The 16250-nt window shown below is 69.3% G+C and carries 19 protein-coding genes; 7 read left to right on the top strand and 12 right to left on the bottom strand.

All coding sequences use genetic code 11. The annotated features are described in order from the left end of the window. Positions 1 to 26 precede the first annotated feature (26 nt). Both sucB and lpdA read right to left on the bottom strand, forming a co-directional pair. Positions 27 to 1775: a 2-oxoglutarate dehydrogenase, E2 component, dihydrolipoamide succinyltransferase gene (gene sucB / locus ACIRG5_RS43400; protein ID WP_402916433.1), complete on the bottom strand. Its 1749-nt coding sequence runs from the start codon at positions 1773 to 1775 to the stop codon at positions 27 to 29. Positions 1776 to 1826: 51 nt separating this feature from the next. Continuing rightward, the gene (gene lpdA / locus ACIRG5_RS43395) at positions 1827 to 3215 is read right to left on the bottom strand and encodes a dihydrolipoyl dehydrogenase (RefSeq protein ID WP_402916431.1); all 1389 of its coding nucleotides are present in this window, start codon (positions 3213 to 3215) and stop codon (positions 1827 to 1829) included. 179 nt (positions 3216 to 3394) lie between these two features. On the opposite strand from lpdA, the gene ACIRG5_RS43390 reads away from it, so the two are divergent. After that, positions 3395 to 3721, top strand: a complete 327-nt coding sequence (locus ACIRG5_RS43390; protein ID WP_402916429.1) for an oxidoreductase — start codon at positions 3395 to 3397, stop codon at positions 3719 to 3721. Here ACIRG5_RS43390 and ACIRG5_RS43385 read toward each other — a convergent pair. Further along, complete coding sequence (locus tag ACIRG5_RS43385) at positions 3718 to 4182, bottom strand: OsmC family protein (protein WP_402916427.1); 465 nt, start codon at positions 4180 to 4182, stop codon at positions 3718 to 3720. The two genes, ACIRG5_RS43390 and ACIRG5_RS43385, sit on opposite strands and share 4 nt — an antisense overlap. Before the next feature lie 66 nt (positions 4183 to 4248). Then, complete coding sequence (locus ACIRG5_RS43380; RefSeq protein ID WP_402916425.1) at positions 4249 to 4707, bottom strand: MarR family winged helix-turn-helix transcriptional regulator; 459 nt, start codon at positions 4705 to 4707, stop codon at positions 4249 to 4251. Positions 4708 to 4768: 61 nt separating this feature from the next. Here ACIRG5_RS43380 and ACIRG5_RS43375 point away from each other — a divergent pair, with 61 nt between their 5' ends. Continuing rightward, positions 4769 to 5137 (top strand): VOC family protein, encoded by a 369-nt coding sequence (locus ACIRG5_RS43375; RefSeq protein ID WP_402916423.1) that lies wholly within the window; start codon positions 4769 to 4771, stop codon positions 5135 to 5137. Between the two features lie 249 nt (positions 5138 to 5386). Here the strand turns inward: ACIRG5_RS43375 and ACIRG5_RS43370 are convergent, their stop codons facing one another. Continuing rightward, entirely contained in the window at positions 5387 to 6859 is a 1473-nt protein-coding gene (locus tag ACIRG5_RS43370; protein ID WP_319978414.1) for a leucyl aminopeptidase, read from the bottom strand. Positions 6860 to 7058: 199 nt separating this feature from the next. Here ACIRG5_RS43370 and ACIRG5_RS43365 point away from each other — a divergent pair, with 199 nt between their 5' ends. After that, positions 7059 to 8294 carry an APC family permease gene (locus tag ACIRG5_RS43365; RefSeq protein WP_402916420.1) on the top strand — a complete coding sequence of 412 codons (1236 nt, stop codon included), beginning with the start codon at positions 7059 to 7061 and terminating at the stop codon, positions 8292 to 8294. On the opposite strand, the gene ACIRG5_RS43360 is transcribed toward ACIRG5_RS43365, so the two are convergent. Beyond that, positions 8224 to 8502, bottom strand: coding sequence for a hypothetical protein (locus ACIRG5_RS43360; protein WP_402916418.1), 279 nt, complete (start codon positions 8500 to 8502; stop codon positions 8224 to 8226). The two genes, ACIRG5_RS43365 and ACIRG5_RS43360, sit on opposite strands and share 71 nt — an antisense overlap. Before the next feature lie 92 nt (positions 8503 to 8594). On the opposite strand from ACIRG5_RS43360, the gene ACIRG5_RS43355 reads away from it, so the two are divergent. Next, entirely contained in the window at positions 8595 to 9686 is a 1092-nt protein-coding gene (locus ACIRG5_RS43355; RefSeq protein ID WP_402916416.1) for a branched-chain amino acid aminotransferase, read from the top strand. Here ACIRG5_RS43355 and cobS read toward each other — a convergent pair. The 3 genes from cobS to cobU are packed head-to-tail and all read right to left on the bottom strand — an operon-like array spanning position 9683 to position 12013. After that, positions 9683 to 10384 carry an adenosylcobinamide-GDP ribazoletransferase gene (gene cobS, locus ACIRG5_RS43350; RefSeq protein ID WP_402916414.1) on the bottom strand — a complete coding sequence of 234 codons (702 nt, stop codon included), beginning with the start codon at positions 10382 to 10384 and terminating at the stop codon, positions 9683 to 9685. The genes ACIRG5_RS43355 and cobS overlap by 4 nt on opposite strands. A 10-nt stretch (positions 10385 to 10394) precedes the next feature. Beyond that, entirely contained in the window at positions 10395 to 11465 is a 1071-nt protein-coding gene (cobT, locus tag ACIRG5_RS43345) for a nicotinate-nucleotide--dimethylbenzimidazole phosphoribosyltransferase (protein WP_402916412.1), read from the bottom strand. Next, on the bottom strand, positions 11462 to 12013 hold the full coding sequence (gene cobU, locus ACIRG5_RS43340) for a bifunctional adenosylcobinamide kinase/adenosylcobinamide-phosphate guanylyltransferase (protein ID WP_402916410.1): 552 nt from the start codon (positions 12011 to 12013) through the stop codon (positions 11462 to 11464). The genes cobT and cobU overlap by 4 nt, the downstream gene beginning before the upstream one ends. 16 nt (positions 12014 to 12029) lie before the next feature. Between cobU and ACIRG5_RS43335 the strand changes: the two genes are divergently transcribed. Beyond that, complete coding sequence (locus tag ACIRG5_RS43335) at positions 12030 to 12230, top strand: hypothetical protein (protein WP_402916408.1); 201 nt, start codon at positions 12030 to 12032, stop codon at positions 12228 to 12230. Here ACIRG5_RS43335 and ACIRG5_RS43330 read toward each other — a convergent pair. Genes ACIRG5_RS43330 through ACIRG5_RS43320 form a run of 3 tightly spaced genes read right to left on the bottom strand, consistent with a single transcriptional unit; the run spans position 12227 to position 14508 of the window. Continuing rightward, positions 12227 to 13213 (bottom strand): aldo/keto reductase family protein, encoded by a 987-nt coding sequence (locus ACIRG5_RS43330; protein WP_330270061.1) that lies wholly within the window; start codon positions 13211 to 13213, stop codon positions 12227 to 12229. The genes ACIRG5_RS43335 and ACIRG5_RS43330 overlap by 4 nt on opposite strands. 32 nt (positions 13214 to 13245) lie before the next feature. Then, positions 13246 to 13878, bottom strand: a complete 633-nt coding sequence (locus ACIRG5_RS43325; RefSeq protein WP_402916406.1) for a class I SAM-dependent methyltransferase — start codon at positions 13876 to 13878, stop codon at positions 13246 to 13248. A 3-nt stretch (positions 13879 to 13881) separates the two neighbouring features. After that, complete coding sequence (locus ACIRG5_RS43320) at positions 13882 to 14508, bottom strand: DUF3043 domain-containing protein (RefSeq protein WP_402916404.1); 627 nt, start codon at positions 14506 to 14508, stop codon at positions 13882 to 13884. 42 nt (positions 14509 to 14550) lie between these two features. Here ACIRG5_RS43320 and ACIRG5_RS43315 point away from each other — a divergent pair, with 42 nt between their 5' ends. Both ACIRG5_RS43315 and ACIRG5_RS43310 read left to right on the top strand, forming a co-directional pair. After that, entirely contained in the window at positions 14551 to 15597 is a 1047-nt protein-coding gene (locus ACIRG5_RS43315; protein ID WP_402916402.1) for a glycerate kinase, read from the top strand. Between the two features lie 184 nt (positions 15598 to 15781). Next, the gene (locus tag ACIRG5_RS43310; RefSeq protein ID WP_030474606.1) at positions 15782 to 16150 is read left to right on the top strand and encodes an iron-sulfur cluster assembly accessory protein; all 369 of its coding nucleotides are present in this window, start codon (positions 15782 to 15784) and stop codon (positions 16148 to 16150) included. The last annotated feature ends 100 nt before the right edge of the window (positions 16151 to 16250 follow it).

The raw sequence follows: 16250 nt of genomic DNA, 5'->3' as shown, positions 1-16250 counted from the left end.
CGGATATCAGTGCTGGTGAACGCGGGTCAGAGACCGAGGTCGGCCTCGAACGCGCCTTCCTCGAGACGGTTCTTGACCGTCGTGAGGAAGCGGCCCGCGTCGGCACCGTCGACCAGGCGGTGGTCGTAGGTGAGCGCGAGGTACATCATCGAACGGATCGCGATGGTGTCGTTGCCGTCCTCGTCGGTCAGGACGACCGCGCGCTTCTTGACCACGCCGACGCCCAGGATGCCGACCTGCGGCTGCTGGATGATCGGGGTGTCGAAGAGCGCGCCGTTGCTGCCGAGGTTGGTCAGCGAGAACGTGCCGCCGGCGAGCTCGTCGGGCGTGAGCTTGTTCGAGCGGGCACGCGCCGCCAGGTCACCGATCTTGTGGGCGATGCCCGACAGGTTCAGGTCACCGGCGTTGTGGATCACGGCGTTGAGCAGGCCGCGCTCCGTGTCGATCGCCAGACCGAGGTGCTCGGCACCGTGGTAGGTGACCTCCTTGCGCTCCTCGTCGATCGACGCGTTGAGCACCGGGTGGGCCTTGAGGGCCTCGATGGCGGCCTTGGCGAAGAACGGCAGGAACGTGAGCTTCGCGCCCTCACGAGCCTCGAACGCCTTCTTGGCCTGGTTGCGCAGCCGGGCGATCTTGGTCACGTCGACCTCGAACACCTGGGTGAGCTGGGCCGACATCTGCAGCGACTCACGCGTGCGCTGCGCGACGATCTGACGCAGCCGCGGGAGCTTCTGCACGGTGCCGCGCTTGCCCGAGTTGTCGGCCGCGGCCGGCGCGGCGGTGCGAGCGGCCGGAGCCGACGCGGCAGGAGCGGCCGGTGCCGGAGCCGGGGCCTTCTTGGCCTCGACGGCGGCGAGCACGTCCTGCTTGCGGATGCGGCCGCCGACACCGGTGCCCTTGAGCGAGCCCAAGTCGATGCCGTTCTCCGACGCGAGCTTGCGCACGAGCGGAGTGACGTACGGCGTGCCGTTCGCGTCGTCGGAAGAAGACGCGGCCGGAGCCGGTGCGGACTCCTGAGCGGGAGCTGGCTGCTGCGCGGGTGCGGACTCCTGCTTCGGAGCCGGAGCCGGTGCGGACTCCTGCTTCGGGGCCGGGGCGGGAGCGGACTCCTGCTTCGGCTCGGGCTTGCTCTCCGGAGCGGGCGCCGACTGCGCGGGGCTGCCCGAACCGATGACGGCGAGCTTGCCGCCGACCTCGACGGTCTCGTCCTCACCGGCGCTGATCTCGAGCAGCGTGCCCGCGACCGGCGACGGGATCTCGGTGTCGACCTTGTCGGTCGACACCTCGAGCAGCGGCTCGTCGACCTCGACGCTGTCGCCGACCTGCTTCAGCCAGCGGGTGACGGTGCCCTCGGTGACGGACTCGCCGAGCGCGGGCATCGTGACGTCGGTGCCCTCGGCCGGACCACCGGACGGCGCGGCCGGAGCCTCGGCGGCGGGGGCGGGCTCGGGAGCGGCTTCCTCGGCGGGCGGCGCGGACGGCGTCGACTGCTGGGGAGCTTCCTGCGCGGGGGCGGGCTCGGCGGCGGGGGCGGCGTCGCCGTCACCGATGACCGCGAGCTCACCGCCGACCTCGACGGTGTCGTCCTCCTGCGCGACGATCTTCTGCAGGACACCGGCCGCCGGGGACGGGATCTCGGTGTCGACCTTGTCGGTGGAGACCTCGAGCAACGGCTCGTCCACCTCCACCCGGTCGCCTTCCTGCTTCAACCACCGGGTGACCGTGCCCTCGGTGACGCTCTCACCGAGTGCGGGCATCTGGACGGAGAAGGCCATTGTTCGCTGACTCCTCGTGCTCTCGTGTGGCTGACTTTGTGTGGGGAACGGTCAGCCGTGCACGTGCAGCGGCTTGCCGGCCAGGGCGAGGAACGCCTCGCCGAGGGCTTCAGTCTGGGTCGGGTGGGCGTGGATCAGCGGAGCCACGTCCTCCGGGTAAGCCTCCCAGCTGTAGATCAGCTGTGCTTCACCGATGAGCTCGCCGACGCGTTCGCCGACCATCGTCACGCCGACGACGGGGCCGTCGGGGGCCTTGACGAGCTTCACGCCACCGGCCGTCTTGAGGATCTGGCTCTTGCCGTTGCCCGCGAGGTCGTAGATGAAGACCTCGGCCGAGCCGTACTTCTCCTTGGCCGCGGCCTCGCTGAGTCCGACGGAGGCGACCTCGGGCTTGCAGTAGGTGACGCGCGGGATGCCCGCCTCGTCGATCACCTTCGGGTTCTGGCCGGCGATCTCCTCGGCCACGAAGATGCCCTGCTGGAACCCGCGGTGCGCGAGCTGCAGGCCGGGGACGATGTCGCCGACGGCGTAGACGTTCGGCAGGCTCGTGCGCAGGCGCTCGTCGGTGATGACGAAGCCGCGGTCGATCGTGATCCCGGCCTCCTCGTAGCCGTGACCCGCGCTGTTCGGGCCGCGGCCGACCGCGACGAGCAGCAGGTCGGCGTCGAGGACGTCGCCGTTCTCCAGCGTGATCGACACACCCGAGTCGGACTGGGTGGCGCCGGTGAACTTCACGCCGGTCTTGAACTTGATGCCGCGCTTGCGGAACGCGCGCTCCAACTGCTTGGACGCGTACTCGTCCTCGGCCGGCACCAGGCGGGGCAGGGCCTCGACGATGGTCACGTCGGCGCCGAACGAACGCCACACGCTGGCGAACTCCACGCCGATGACGCCGCCGCCCAGGACGACGACCTTCTCCGGGATGAAGTCCAGGTTGAGCGCCTGGTCGCTGGTGACGACCCGGCCGCCGATCTCCAGACCGGGCAGGCTCCGGGCGTACGAACCGGTCGCGAGGACCACGTTCTTGCCGACGTAGCGCTGGCCGTTCACCTCGACGGTGTTCGGGCCGACGAACGTGCCCGCGCCCTCGACGAAGGTGACCTTGTTGGCCTTCGCGAGACCCTGCAGACCCTTGTAGAGCCGCGAGACCACGCCGTCCTTGTACGAGTTGACACCGGCGATGTCGATGCCCTCGAGCGAGCTCTTCACGCCGAACTGGTCGCCTTCGCGGGCGTTGTCCGCCACCTCGGCCGCGTGCAGCAGCGCCTTGGTCGGGATGCAACCGCGATGCAGGCAGGTGCCACCCAGCTTGTCCTTCTCGACCAGGACGACGGACAGGCCGAGCTCGGCCGCGCGGAACGCGCAGGCGTAGCCACCTGAACCACCGCCGAGGATGACGAGATCGGCGTTGGTGGCCGACTCCAGTTCCGGCGAAGTCACTTCGGATCTCCTCGGGATTACTTACTACGCGCGGGTGCGCGCGAGGTACGCGGCCATCTTGTCACTAGTTGCCGGAGCGCGGTGATCCGGCATAGGACACCACGCCCGGCTCTGATCATTCACCTACTCATAACACCCTTACCTGGCACCATGGTGGAGGGAAGCGCTGGAGGTGCTCGATGGGGCTGTTCGATCGTTTTCGCAGGAAGCCGCGCGCAGGTGTGCTGCGGACCGCTTCGAGCCAGGACACGAGCCATCTCGAACAGTGGACGAAGAGCCGTCAGGGCGTCGAGGCCTATGTGGAGCCGAAGACGACGGTGACCGAGACCACTGTGGTCCTGGTCGCTCACGACGGCGAGTGGACTCGCCGCCGAGTCGCCTCGCCGGACGCCGCGCGGTCGTTCGCACGCAAACTCGGCATGCCCATCTACGACGCGGGCATCGTGGGTTACCCGAAGCGCATGCGCGACTACACCGCGCGCAAAAAGGCTTCCGGCGAACTCTAAATCCTCACGATCGGCTCGTGCCGAACGGGAAAATTGACACTCGCCGCGATGAAGCACATCGAATGCGCTTTCTCGTGCAACGCCTGTGCCGTCTCCTTGGTCGCGGGATCGGCGACGGTCACGACGGGGTTGAGCACCACCTCGGTGAACCGCCCGGACCCGTCCGAATGTTCGGCCATGACGCCGGTGGCGTGGTCGCGGTATTCGGTCACGACGACACCGTTGGTCGACGCGAGGTGCAGGTACCAGAGCATGTGGCACTGCGAGAGCGACGCGACGAGCAACTCCTCGGGGTTGTACCGGCCGCGGTCACCCCGGAACGACGGATCGGACGACCCGAGGATCGTCTCCTTGCCCTCGACCCGAACCTCGTGCGCGCGCTCGTAGGACTTGTACCCGGAAGTGCCGCTCCCGGTGTTCCCGGTCCAGACGACGTCGGCCTCGTAGCGATGCGTCCCCATGTGGAAATACTCCTCCCGCCGGGGCTCGGAGCACAGCCCTGAGCGACCGCCATCTCCGTGAACCGGTTACGCGCCGTCGCCGCCGTCGCGCAGGGAATGGATCATGCCCCGCAGGATTCGGAACGCGCCTGCCTGCTCGGCCTCTGTCAGACCGGCCAGCATCCTGACCTCGACGGACCGGACCGCCGCGGACGCCTTCTCGAGACTCTGCTGTCCGCGGGGCGTGAGCCGCGTGGGAAGGACCTTCCCGACCGGTGCCGCCGCGGGCCTTGTCACGTAGCCGTCCCGCTCCAGGGCCTGGAGCAGCACGTTCATCGACTGCCGCGTCACGAACGCGCCCCGTGCGAGCTCCGAGTTCGACAACCCCGGCCGCTGCGCCAGCAGTTCGAGGCAGGAGTAGTGCGTCACGCTCATCCCGAGCGGCCGCAGCACCTCCTCCATGGCCGCGCGGAGCACGCTCGACGCCTCTTTCAGCAGGTAGCCCAGTGACGTCTCCAGGTCGACGCCGGCACCGTCTTGACTCATGTCAGTATTCTGACATAGGTTGGCCGTGTCAGAATACTGACACGAAGACAAGGAGTATCCCATGGCCGCCACCGGCCCCGACTTCATCTCACTCCAGGCACGTGACCTCGACGCCTCGCAGACTTTCTACGAGCGGTACCTCGGCCTCGTCCGCTCGCCGGCCGGACCTCCGCACGCCGTCGTCTTCGAGACGAAGCCGATCGCGTTCGCACTCCGCGACGTCGTCCCCGGCACCGATCTCGCCTCCGTCACCCAGCCCGGCATCGGCGCCGCGATCTGGTTCCACGCGACAGACGTCCAGGCCATCCACGACACTCTCGCCGCCGACGGACACACCATCGTCTCCGCGCCGAGCGACGGCCCCTTCGGCCGGACGTTCACCTTCGCCGACCCCGACGGCTACCAGATCACTCTCCACGACCGCGCCTGAAATGTTCGCAGGCCTTCTCCGCGCCTATCGCTGAATTGGCAAGCCGCCATCACAGACACCCGCGCGGCACATTTCAGCCGCCTCGCCAAGCCCCTTCCTGGCGCACCCTTGCAACGACACGTTTGCGGACGAAGTCAAAAGACTCGTTGCAAAAGTGCTGTTCAGTGGCGGTGAAGCAGCCGATATATCAGTTGCAACGCAACGGGCGGAGCCCCCGGAGGAGCTCCGCCCGTGCGCAGAAAGAATTGCTCAGCCGTTGGCCGCGATGTCCGCCAGAACAGCCGCGATGGTCCGCACCGGAACACCGGTGCCGCCCTTCGAGGTGTAGCCGTACGGGCCACCCGTGTGGAATGCCGGACCCGCGATGTCGATGTGCGCCCACTGCACGCCCTCGGCCACGAACTCGCGCAGGAACAGCCCGGCGGCGAGCATGCCGCCCCAGCGGTGCCCGGTGACGTTCGCGAGGTCCGCGAGGCGCGAGTCGAGGTCCGCGCGCAGCTCCTCGGGCAGCGGCATCGCCCACGCCGACTCGCCGACGGCGGTGCCGATGGCGGCCACGCGGTCGCGGAACTCGTCGGAGCCCATGACGCCCGAGGTGCGCTTGCCGAGGGCGACGACCTGAGCGCCGGTCAGCGTCGCGGTCTCGATCAGGTAGTCGGGGTTGTCCTCGCACGCGCGCACGATGGCGTCGGACAGGATCAGGCGGCCCTCGGCGTCGGTGTTGAGCACCTCGACGGTCTTGCCGCCGTACATGGTCAGCACGTCGCCGGGGCGGTAGGCGTCACCGGACGGCATGTTCTCCGCCATCGGGATCGACGCGATGATCTCCAGCGGGTACTTGAGCTTCGCGGCGAGCACCATCGTGGCGACGATCGCGGCGGCACCCGACATGTCCGAGGTCATCTCGTCCATGCCCGCGGCCGGCTTGATGGAGATGCCGCCGGTGTCGAACGTGATGCCCTTGCCGACGAGCGCGACCTTCTTGACGGCCTTCGTGCCCTTGTACGAGATGCGCACGAGGCGCGGCTGGCGCGTCGAACCGACGCCGACGCCCAGGATGCCGCCGAAGCCCTGCTTCTTCAGCGCCTTCTCGTCGAGGATCTCGACGTCGAGACCGGCCGCGGTGGCGAGCTTCTCCGCGCGGGCGGCGAACGAGGCGGGGTAGAGGTCGTTCGGCGGCGTGTTGATGAAGTCACGCGCGATGGCGACGGACTCGGCGATCGCGACGGCGGCCTTCAGCGCGGCCTTGTTCTCCTTGGAACCGGCGGCGTGCAGGTCGACCTTCACGACCGGGCCCTCGCCCTTGTCGGACTTGTACTCGGTGAACGAGTAGGCACCGAGCAGCGTGCCCTCGGCCGCCGCACCGACGTGCAGGGCGGCGAGCGTGTTGATCGCGCGCTTCTTGCCGCCCAGCGCGCGGGCGGCGACACCGGACGCGCGACGCACCTGCTCCTCGCCTGCGGACTTGCCGAGGCCGACGGCCAGCACGAGCGGGGCGGCGATCTTGCCGAACGTCGGCACCTTCACCAGCTCGTCGGCCTTGCCGGACGCGCGCAGGGTGCCGAGCACGTCGAGCAGCGCGCCGTCGAACGCGGCGGCGACAGCTTCGGCACCGGGTGCGAGCTCCAGACCGTCCGCACCCTGCAGGGTGCCCACGACGACTGCGTCCGCGGCGGTGGTGCTCAGGTCACCCTCGGTGAGGGCCAGCTTCGGGGCTGTCACGTGCTGCTCCAGGGTTGTTGCGGGCGGGGCTCGGAATCGTGACTCATGCTAAAGGTCGGACTGTCCCACTAATGCCCAGCCCCGCCACGATCGCCGCAATCCGTGACGTTGACAGTTGCGCACAGTGGCGATTCGCCCGTTTCACGCATCAGTCGACCGGGTGGTTACGGCCGGATGCCGCATCTGAGAACGTGTACCCGTGACCCACACGCCTCGCGAGATCGTCACGACGGTCGCGCTCGGTCTTCCCGCGGTGCTCGGTGCGGGGGTCTTCGCCGGATTCGCTCCAGCCGCAGGTCTTGCGGGCTGGTGGGTGCTCCCGGCGCTGGCCATCTCCGCGTTCGCCGCCCTTTGCTCGGCCTTCTCGACCGCCGACCAGTCCCGCGCCTACCCCGACGTCGGCGGCGGTTACGGATACGTGCGCGCGCAGCTCGGCGTGTGGCCCGCAAGGATGACAGCGAGCGCACACCTGCTGGGCCGGTTCGCCATGGCGGCCGCGGTGGCGTCGATGTTCGGCGCGTACGTGGTGCCGGACCAGCCGTTGATCGGCGCGCTCGCTCTTGTCGTCGCGACGGCGTTGCTCGGCGCGGTCGGCTTCCGCTTCACGGCCGGTGTCAGCGTGCTGGTGTCCGTGGTCGTTCTCGGCGTGCTGGCGCTGGTCGTCGCGGCGAGCTTCTCGATCGCGCCCGTGCCGTCGGCGGGGGAGGCGGGCACCGTCAACGAACTCGTCGGCGTCGCCGGCCTGATGTTCATGGCGTTCGCCGGTTTCGAACGCATCACCGCCCCGCATCGCGGTGAGAAGCACCACTCGCCGTCCGTGCTGAAGATCGCGATTCCGGTCCTCATCGGACTGTCGTTCGTGGTCAGTCTCGCCGTGGGCGCCGGTGTGCTCCGTCAGCTCGGTAGCGCGCGCCTCGCGTTGTCACCAGCTCCGCTGCGTGACGCACTGGTCGCGGCGGACTCGGCGGCGCTGGTGCCGCTCGTGCAGATCGCCGCGGCGGTGGCCGGTGTGGCCGCGCTGCACTTCGTCCTCGCGTCCGCCCACCGCACGCTGACCGGACTGGCCGAGGACGGCGACCTGCCGACCCGCCTCAAGCCCGGTGCGCTGACGCTCGTCGTGGTCGTCGCTTCCGCGCTCGCCCTGGTGCTCATGCCGTTCGGGATGGCGCTGGGCGTGGCGGCGTGCGCGACGTTGTTCTACTACGCCTTCACGAACGCGTCTGCTCGAGTCCTGCTGCAGAACGACCGCACGTGGCCCATGCGCACGGCTTGTCTCGGCCTCGGGCTCTCGGTGCTGCTCGCCATGAGCATGCCCATTCCCGCGATGCTGATCTCCATCGCGGGACTGGGCGTCGGCACCGGGCTCATTGGCCTGACAGCGTCACTGAGAGGAAGACGAGCAGCGTCACGCCAACACACACCGCAAGCCCGATGACGCGGCCGTTGTTGGACGGGCCGTTCTTGGCGATGCCGTAGTAGCCGGCCAGGAAGAACACGGCGAGGAACACCGCGCCGACCACACCACCGACACCGCCGATCACCCAGCCGTCGAGCAACGTCATGCCGGTGCCCAGGACGAGCAGCGCGGCCTGCAGCACCGTGCGGACGTCCGCACCCTTCGAAGATCTTTCCGGCTCGGTCATGGCAGGGGACTCTATCGAGGTTCACTTAGTAGGACGTCCGAGTTTTGGGAACAGGATTTTCCGTATCCCCACCTGCGGGTTACCGTGCTCACATGACGAGCGAGTTGCCTTTCACCCGGACTCCCCACCCGCACCCGGCGACCCCGGAGCGCGTAGCGGAGGTACTTGCCAAGCCGGGCTTCGGGCAGCACTTCACCGACCACATGGTGACGATCCGCTGGAACCGCGAGAAGGGCTGGCACGACGCTGAAGTCGGCCCGTACTCCACCCTCGCACTGGACCCCGCGGCAATGGTGCTGCACTACGGCCAGGCGATCTTCGAAGGGCTCAAGGCCTACCGGCAGCCCGACGGTTCGATCGCGTCCTTCCGCCCTGAGGCCAACGCCGAGCGCTTCCGCTCCTCGGCCCGCCGCATGGCGATGCCCGAACTTCCCGACGAGCTCTTCCTGGAGTCCGTGCGGCAGATCCTCGCGGTCGACGACCGCTGGGTGCCCTCGGCCGAGGAGGAGTCCCTCTACCTGCGGCCGTTCATGATCTCCACGGAGAAGGGCCTCGGCGTGCGACCCGCGTCCGAGTACCTCTACGTGCTGATCGCCTCCCCGGCCGGCTCCTACTTCGCGAGCGGCGTCCGGCCGGTGAGCGTGTGGCTCTCGACCGAGTACGTCCGCGCGGCTCCCGGTGGCACCGGCGCGGCCAAGTTCGCCGGCAACTACGCCGCGTCCCTCGTGGCGCAGGCGCAGGCCGCCGAGAAGGGCTGCGACCAGGTCGTCTGGCTCGACGCGGTGGAACGCCGCTGGGTCGAGGAGATGGGCGGCATGAACCTGTTCTTCGTCTTCGGGGACAAGGTGATCACGCCCGAGCTGACCGGCACGCTGCTGCCCGGCATCACCCGGAGCTCACTGCTGGCGCTGGCGGCCGAACTCGGCCTGACCGTCGAGGAGCGCCGCATCTCGACCGACGAGTGGGAGAAGGCCAACGCCTCCGGTGAGCTCACCGAGGTCTTCGCCTGTGGCACGGCCGCGGTCATCACGCCGGTCGGCCACGTCAAGCACGCCGGTGGCGAGTTCGACATCGCCGACGGCGGCACCGGCTCGGTGACGAAGCAGCTGCGCGAGCGCCTGACCGGCCTGCAGCACGGCCACGTCGCCGACACCCACGGCTGGATGACCAAGCTCTGGGGTTAGGCGATCACCAGCACGGCCAGAAGCGCGATTTCGGCGGCAGCACCGAGCACATCACCGGTGATGCCGCCGAAACGCTTTCCGGTGTGCTTCACCAGCAGCCACACGAGCGCGAACGCGACGACGACGGCGACGACCGCGCGCCATCCGAGCGGAATCGCCGCGGCAGCGAGCACCACCCACGTGCCGATGACCATCAACGGATGCTGTGTGCCCGCAACGAGCGCACCGAGCCCCTCAGGCCGTGCGGCGGGTATGTCACGCATGCAACAGATGCCGAACGTCGCCCGGCTCGTCGCGAACGCGAGCAGCACGACACCCCACTGAGCGTGGGGGAGTGCGGCGGCCTGGGCACCCAGCACCACGATCAGCGAGACGACGCCGAACGGTCCGGCGCCGCCGTCCTTCATGACCTTGAGCGCACGCTCCGGCGGTCCGTAGCAACCGAGCCCGTCGGCGACGTCGGCCAGCCCGTCGAGGTGCATACCGCGTGTCGACAGCGCGACGACGCCGACGACCAGAAATCCGGCCACGAGCGCCGATATATTGGATATCGCCAGCAGCTTGAGGACGCCGACGACGAACGCGCCGATGACGACGCCGACGACGGGCGTCCATGCGATGGCCCGTCCTGCCGCTCGCTCGTCGACGTCGTCAACGCGCAACGGCAGGACCGTCAGCCAGGAGAACGCCAGTTTCACGGGCGGAGCTTCACCCCGTCGTATCTTCTCGGTTGGTGACGCCGGCGCTCTCGAACGTCGCCATCTCCGCGAGCACCTTCACCGCCGAGATCAGCAACGGCAGCGCCGCCACCGCGCCGGACCCCTCGCCGAGCCGCATCTCGAACTGCAGCAGCGGCTTGAGGTTGAGATGCCCGAGCGCGATCGCGTGCGCGGGCTCGGCCGACTCGTGCCCGGCCACCCACCACTCGCGCGCACCCGGCGCCAACTCCTCGGCGACGACAGCCGCCGCACCGACGACGACACCGTCGAGCACGACCGGCGTCTTGCGCACGGCGGCCTGTGCCAGGAACCCTGCCATCGCGGCGATGTCGGCGCCACCGGCCGTGGCGAGCAACGCGATCGGGTCGCTGATCACCAGGCGGGCCCGGCGCAGCGCGTCCCGGATCGCCGCCGTCTTGCGCATCCATGCCTGGTCGTCGATGCCGGTGCCGCGCCCGACGACCGCGACGGGCTCCGACCCGGTCAGCGACGCGATCAGCACGGCGGCGGGCGTCGTGTTGCCGATGCCCATGTCACCGGCGACGAGCACGTCGGCGCCCGCGTCGACCTCCTCGTCGGCCAGCGCACGGCCGGCCGCGATCGCGAGCTCGCACTGCTCACGGGTGAGCGCGTCCTCGCGGTCGATCGACCCGGACGAGCGCCGCACCTTGTGCTGGCTGACCGCGGCCGGGGTGTCCGCGTCGACGGCCATGTCGACCACGCGCACCGTGGCGCCCGCGACCTGCGCGAGGACGTTCACGGCGGCGCCGCCGGTCAGGAAGTTCGTGACCATCTGGCCGGTCACCTCGCTCGGGAACGCCGACACGCCCTGAGCGGTGATGCCGTGGTCGCCCGCGAACACGACGACACGCGGCCGCACGAACGGCTTGGGCGGCACGACGCCCTGGCAGGCCGCGATCCAGTTGCCCAGCTCCTCGAGCCGTCCGAGCGAGCCGACCGGCTTGGTCAGCACCGCGTGCCGGGCCTCGGCCTCGCGCAGAACGGTCTCGTCCGGCGGTTCGACCGGCGGGAACTCGGTGCTCACCTGGTCACTCCTCATCGCAGTTTCAACGGGATGCCGGCGACGAGCAGGATGACCTCGTCGCACACCTCGGCGACGCGCGCGTTGAGCGCACCGAGGTGATCTCGGAAGAGCCTGCCAGAACGCGTCGACGGAATGACGCCGAGGCCGACCTCCGCCGTCACCAGCACCAGTCGCGCCCGGCAGGTCGCGACCGAGCGCACGATCGCGTCGATGCCGCTCGCGATCGCTTCACCGCCGTGTTCGTCTTCGGCGCCTTCCCACGCGTTGGCGTCGTCCAGTACGCCGACCAGCCACGTCGACAGGTCGTCCACCAGTATCGGCGGGTCCTCGTACTGGGTGGCGGTGAGCAGGGCGGGCAGATCGGCCGGAGCCGACGCCTCGACCGTGTGCCATGTGGACGGACGCCGCGCGACGTGCTGCGCGATGCGTGCGTCCCAGTCCGGGTCGTCCGGGTATCTGCGCGCGGTGGCGACGTAGGTCACGGTCGCCTCGGTGAGCAGACCTTCCGCGTGCGCTGACTTGCCTGACCGCGCTCCGCCGAGCACGAGCGTCCGAGATGACAAGAGTTAGCCTTCGTCCGTGGAATACCGCTGGCGCTACCAGGATGCACAGGGACGCGACGTCGCGGGCCCGGATGTGACGTTCGCCGAGCAGACCGAGGCCGAGGACTGGTTCAGCGCGCAGTGGCGTGACCTGCTCGACGCCGGGGTCGAGCAGGTCACGCTGCTGCGGTCGGAATCCGAGGTGTACGGCCCGATGAGCCTGCACCCAGCGGGTTAGCCCTGGGCGGTGAGCCGCGGGTCGTCGGTGATGACGCCTTCGAGGACCTTGTCGATCTGCGTGAGCACGTCGTCGCCGAGCTCGACGTCGATGGCCTTGACGTTCTCGAAGACCTGCTCAGGACGCGACGCGCCGATGATCGCGGAGGCGACGTTCGGGTTCTTCAGCACCCACGCGACGGCGAGCTGCGCGAGCGTGATGCCCGCCTCCTCGGCGATCGGCTTGAGCTGCTGAACGGCGTTGAGCACGTCGTCCCGCATCCAGCGCGCGATCATCTGCGACCCGCGCGCGTCGGCCAGGCGTGATCCCTCGGGAACGTCTGCGCCCGGCAGGTACTTGCCGGTCAGGATGCCCTGCGCGACGGGGGAGAAGACGATCTGGCTCAGGCCCTCGCGCTCGCACGCCGGGATGACCTGCGGCTCGATCACGCGCCACAGCATCGAGTACTGCGGCTGGTGCGACACGAACGGGACGTTGAGCTCACGGGCCAGCGCGGCACCGCGGGTGATCTGGTCGGCGGTCCACTCGGAGACACCGACGTAGAGGACCTTGCCCTGGCGGACGAGGTCGGCGAACGCCAGCATCGTCTCTTCCAGCGGGACGCTGTAGTCGAACCGGTGCGCCTGGTACAGGTCGACGTAGTCGGTCTGCAGGCGCTTGAGCGACGCGTTGGCCGACTCCATGATGTGCTTGCGGCCGAGCCCGCGGTCGTTGGGGCCGCCGGGACCGGTCGGCCAGTAGACCTTGGTGAGGATCTCGAGCGACTCGCGCCGCTGACCCTGCAGCGCCCGGCCGAGCACCGACTCCGCGGCGGTGTTGGCGTAGACGTCGGCGGTGTCGAAGGTCGTGATCCCCGACTCCAGCGCGGCCTTCACACAGGCGTGGGCCTGGTCCTCCTCGACCTGGGAACCGTGCGTGAGCCAGTTGCCGTACGAGATCTCACTGATGGACAGGCCGCTGCGGCCGAGTCGACGGAACTTCATACATCCGAGCTTAGCCGAAATCGTTCGTGCTGCTAATGAACTTCGGGCGCGTGCCACACCATGGAATACCGCCAGAACAGGTGCCTGCGGACGCGTGCGCCGGGCAGGATCTCCCGTGCTGCCGTGCGGATCTCGTTCAACGTCGGAGCGGTCATCACGACGGGCATGTCGACGTCGTGCGGCTTGCCAGCTGTTCCGTTGACGGCTTTGGCGACGCCGACGATCGCGTTCGCGGGCAACGTCACCATCTCCACGGCCCAGTCCGCCGGTGTGGCCGTCAGGTAGAGCCCGACGACGATCAGCGTGCCGCCGGGCCTGGTCAGCTCGGCGAGCCGCGTGAGGCCTTCGCGTAGCGGGAGGTGGTGCAGGCTCGCCTCGGCCGTGACGACGTCGTACTGCCCGAGGTCGTGGGTGAGCACGTCCCCGTGGATCCACCGCACCCGGCTGCTCGTGGCGCTCGCGAGTTCGATCATGCGGGCGCTGGCGTCGATGGCCGTGACCTCGTCAGCCGGGATCGACCGCGCCAGGACGCCGTGGCCGCACCCGACGTCCAGCGCCGACTGGGCCCGTGACGGCAACTGCCGGAGCAGCCACCGGCGGTACCACGCGTTGTGGTCCCACCAGAGCTTCTCCGGCAGTTGAAGCTTGAACGGCTTCGCGCGCATCGGTTACTTGATCGCGTCGCCCGGCTTCACCCGCGGCTTGGGCACGCGCAACTTGCGGATCTGGCTCGCGCGGATGAACGAGTACCAGCCGATCGAAATACCCTTGATCGGCTCGGTCGGGAACTTCGCCCGCACCTTGCGCGTGACGAGGCGGCCGAGCACGAGGCCTTCGATGATCATCGCGATCAGCATGAACGTCGTCGCCAGCGTCGCGTACCGCTGCACGGCCAGCGACGGCGTCAGCAGCGCCACGAACACCAGGACCGCGAGCGGCATGAACAGGCCCATGAGGTTGCGCCGCGAGTCGACGAGGTCGCGGATGTACGCCTTCACCGGACCGCGGTCACGCGGCAGCAGGTACTTGTCGTCGCCCGCCATCATGCGCTGGCGACGCTCGGTGGCCGCGGCACGGCGGTCTTCCTTGCTCACCTTGTTGCCGCGCATGCGCTTGAACGCCTCGCGCTGCGTGCGGGGAGGCGGCGGCACCGGCCCGGAACGCCTGCCCTGGGCCTCACGCCGCTTGGGCGTGGGCCTGCCCTTGCCCGCGGAGCGGTTGGAGTCGATGGCCTCGCCGGCCGACTCGGTGGCCGGGGCATCGGTATCAGCGGCGTTGCGACGCAGGAACCTCACGACGACAGGGTAGGACAGTGGTTCTTCTGTACCTTTCGCGAGGTGCGCGTACTCATCGCTCCCGACTGCTTCGGCGGCACCCTGACCGCCCGCGAGGCCGCTGACGCCATCGCCACCGGCTGGCACGACGCCAAGCCCGACGACGTCGTCACCCAACGCCCGCTGGCCGACGGAGGCCCCGGCTTCGTCGACGTCCTGCACGCCGCCACCCACGGAGACATCCGATATATCAGCGTGACGGGCCCGCTCGGTGAACCGGTCGAGGCGCGCTGGCTCAGCGTGCACACCGACGGTCGACGCGTCGCCTACATCGAGTCCGCCGAAGCCTGCGGCCTCCACCTCATCCCCGCCGAACTCCGCCCACGGTCCTGCGAGACGGCAACGACGCGAGGCGTCGGCGAGCTCATCGCGGCAGCCGCGCATGACAACGATGTCATCACGGTCGGCCTCGGCGGCTCCGGCACGACCGACGGCGGCGCCGGCATGCTCGCCGCCTTGGAGGACGCGGGCGTCGACCTCACTGATATATCGCTCGTGGCCGCATCCGACGTCGAAAACCCGCTCCTCGGCCCGCACGGCGCCGCGCACACGTTCGGACCGCAAAAGGGCGCGTCCCTGGAAGCCGTCGAACGCCTCGAAGCGAAGCTAGCTGCCATGGACGTCCTCAAACCGGTGTCCGACATTCCGGGCGCCGGAGCGGCGGGCGGCCTGGGCGCCGCGCTCCTCTCCTTGGGCGCGGCGGTGACGTCCGGCGCGGGCCTAGTCCGCGAACTCACCGGCCTCGACGCCGCCCTCGACGACGCCGACGTCGTCCTCACCGGTGAAGGCAGCTTCGACTGGCAGTCACTGCGCGGCAAGCTCATCACCGCCGTCGCCTCGGGCGCCGCCGAACGCGGCATCCCGTGCATCGCCATCGCGGGCCAGGTCAGCGTCGGCCGCCGCGAGATGGGCGCCGCCGGCGTCCAGGCCGCCTACTCGGTGTCCGAGCACGTCGGCTCTGTGCAAAAGTCGATTGCGGACGCCCGCAAAAGTCTCATTGCAACGGCCCAGCACGTGGCGAGGCAGTGGTCGCGACAGGTGTCCGGGTAAAGCCGTGCTCATCGGCGTGTTCCCGGTCGGCTGATATATCGGTTGGCTTGAGCGTGGTCTACGTGACAGTCGACACTTGAGGCGATCCGGCCTGCCGTTGTGGGACCATGGGAAGCGGAACAAGGCGGGGAACGCCCGTGTTGTTGATGGGTGAACCGCCCGCAAAGGACCTCTTAGGAGAGCCATGACGACCGCTCAGGATGCCGCTTCGACCACTGAGGCGCCCAGCCACGGCGTGACGCTGACCGATGCGGCCGCCGTCAAGGCCAAGGCGCTGCTCGACCAGGAGGGCCGCGATGACATGCACCTGCGCATCGCCGTCCAGCCCGGTGGTTGCGCCGGCCTTCGTTACCAGCTGTTCTTCGACGAGCGTGCGCTCGACGGTGACGCGATGGTCGACTTCAACGGCATGAAGGTCGCCGTAGACCGCATGAGCGCCCCGTACGTCGAAGGTGCTGTCATCGACTTCGTGGACACGATCGAGAAGCAGGGCTTCACGATCGACAACCCGAACGCCGGCGGGTCCTGCGCCTGCGGCGACTCGTTCCACTAAGGCGAACACGCGGAGAGGCGGGGGGGGGGGGGGGGGGGGGGGGGGGCCCGGCCCCCGGGGGGGGGGGGGCGGGGCCCGGGCGCCCCCCCCCCCCGCGGGC

The sequence above is a fragment of the Lentzea sp. NPDC102401 genome, from assembly GCF_044765805.1.
GTDB lineage: Bacteria > Actinomycetota > Actinomycetes > Mycobacteriales > Pseudonocardiaceae > Lentzea > Lentzea sokolovensis.
Note: the sequence above shows the minus strand (reverse complement) of the source record. Positions and strands in the feature narration are given on the sequence as shown.

Bases quoted from the DNA above. Each gene is read 5' to 3' on its own strand.
- ACIRG5_RS43310 (WP_030474606.1), top strand. From the start codon at position 15,782: ATGACGACCGCTCAGGATGCCGCTTCGACCACTGAGGCGCCCAGCCAC.
- ACIRG5_RS43355 (WP_402916416.1), top strand. From the start codon at position 8,595: ATGACGAGCGAGTTGCCTTTCACCCGGACTCCCCACCCGCACCCGGCG.
- ACIRG5_RS43380 (WP_402916425.1), bottom strand. From the start codon at position 4,707: ATGAGTCAAGACGGTGCCGGCGTCGACCTGGAGACGTCACTGGGCTAC.
- ACIRG5_RS43385 (WP_402916427.1), bottom strand. From the start codon at position 4,182: ATGGGGACGCATCGCTACGAGGCCGACGTCGTCTGGACCGGGAACACC.
- ACIRG5_RS43375 (WP_402916423.1), top strand. From the start codon at position 4,769: ATGGCCGCCACCGGCCCCGACTTCATCTCACTCCAGGCACGTGACCTC.
- ACIRG5_RS43390 (WP_402916429.1), top strand. From the start codon at position 3,395: ATGGGGCTGTTCGATCGTTTTCGCAGGAAGCCGCGCGCAGGTGTGCTG.
- ACIRG5_RS43330 (WP_330270061.1), bottom strand. From the start codon at position 13,213: ATGAAGTTCCGTCGACTCGGCCGCAGCGGCCTGTCCATCAGTGAGATC.
- ACIRG5_RS43360 (WP_402916418.1), bottom strand. From the start codon at position 8,502: ATGACCGAGCCGGAAAGATCTTCGAAGGGTGCGGACGTCCGCACGGTG.
- cobT (WP_402916412.1), bottom strand. From the start codon at position 11,465: ATGAGGAGTGACCAGGTGAGCACCGAGTTCCCGCCGGTCGAACCGCCG.
- ACIRG5_RS43325 (WP_402916406.1), bottom strand. From the start codon at position 13,878: ATGCGCGCGAAGCCGTTCAAGCTTCAACTGCCGGAGAAGCTCTGGTGG.
- sucB (WP_402916433.1), bottom strand. From the start codon at position 1,775: ATGGCCTTCTCCGTCCAGATGCCCGCACTCGGTGAGAGCGTCACCGAG.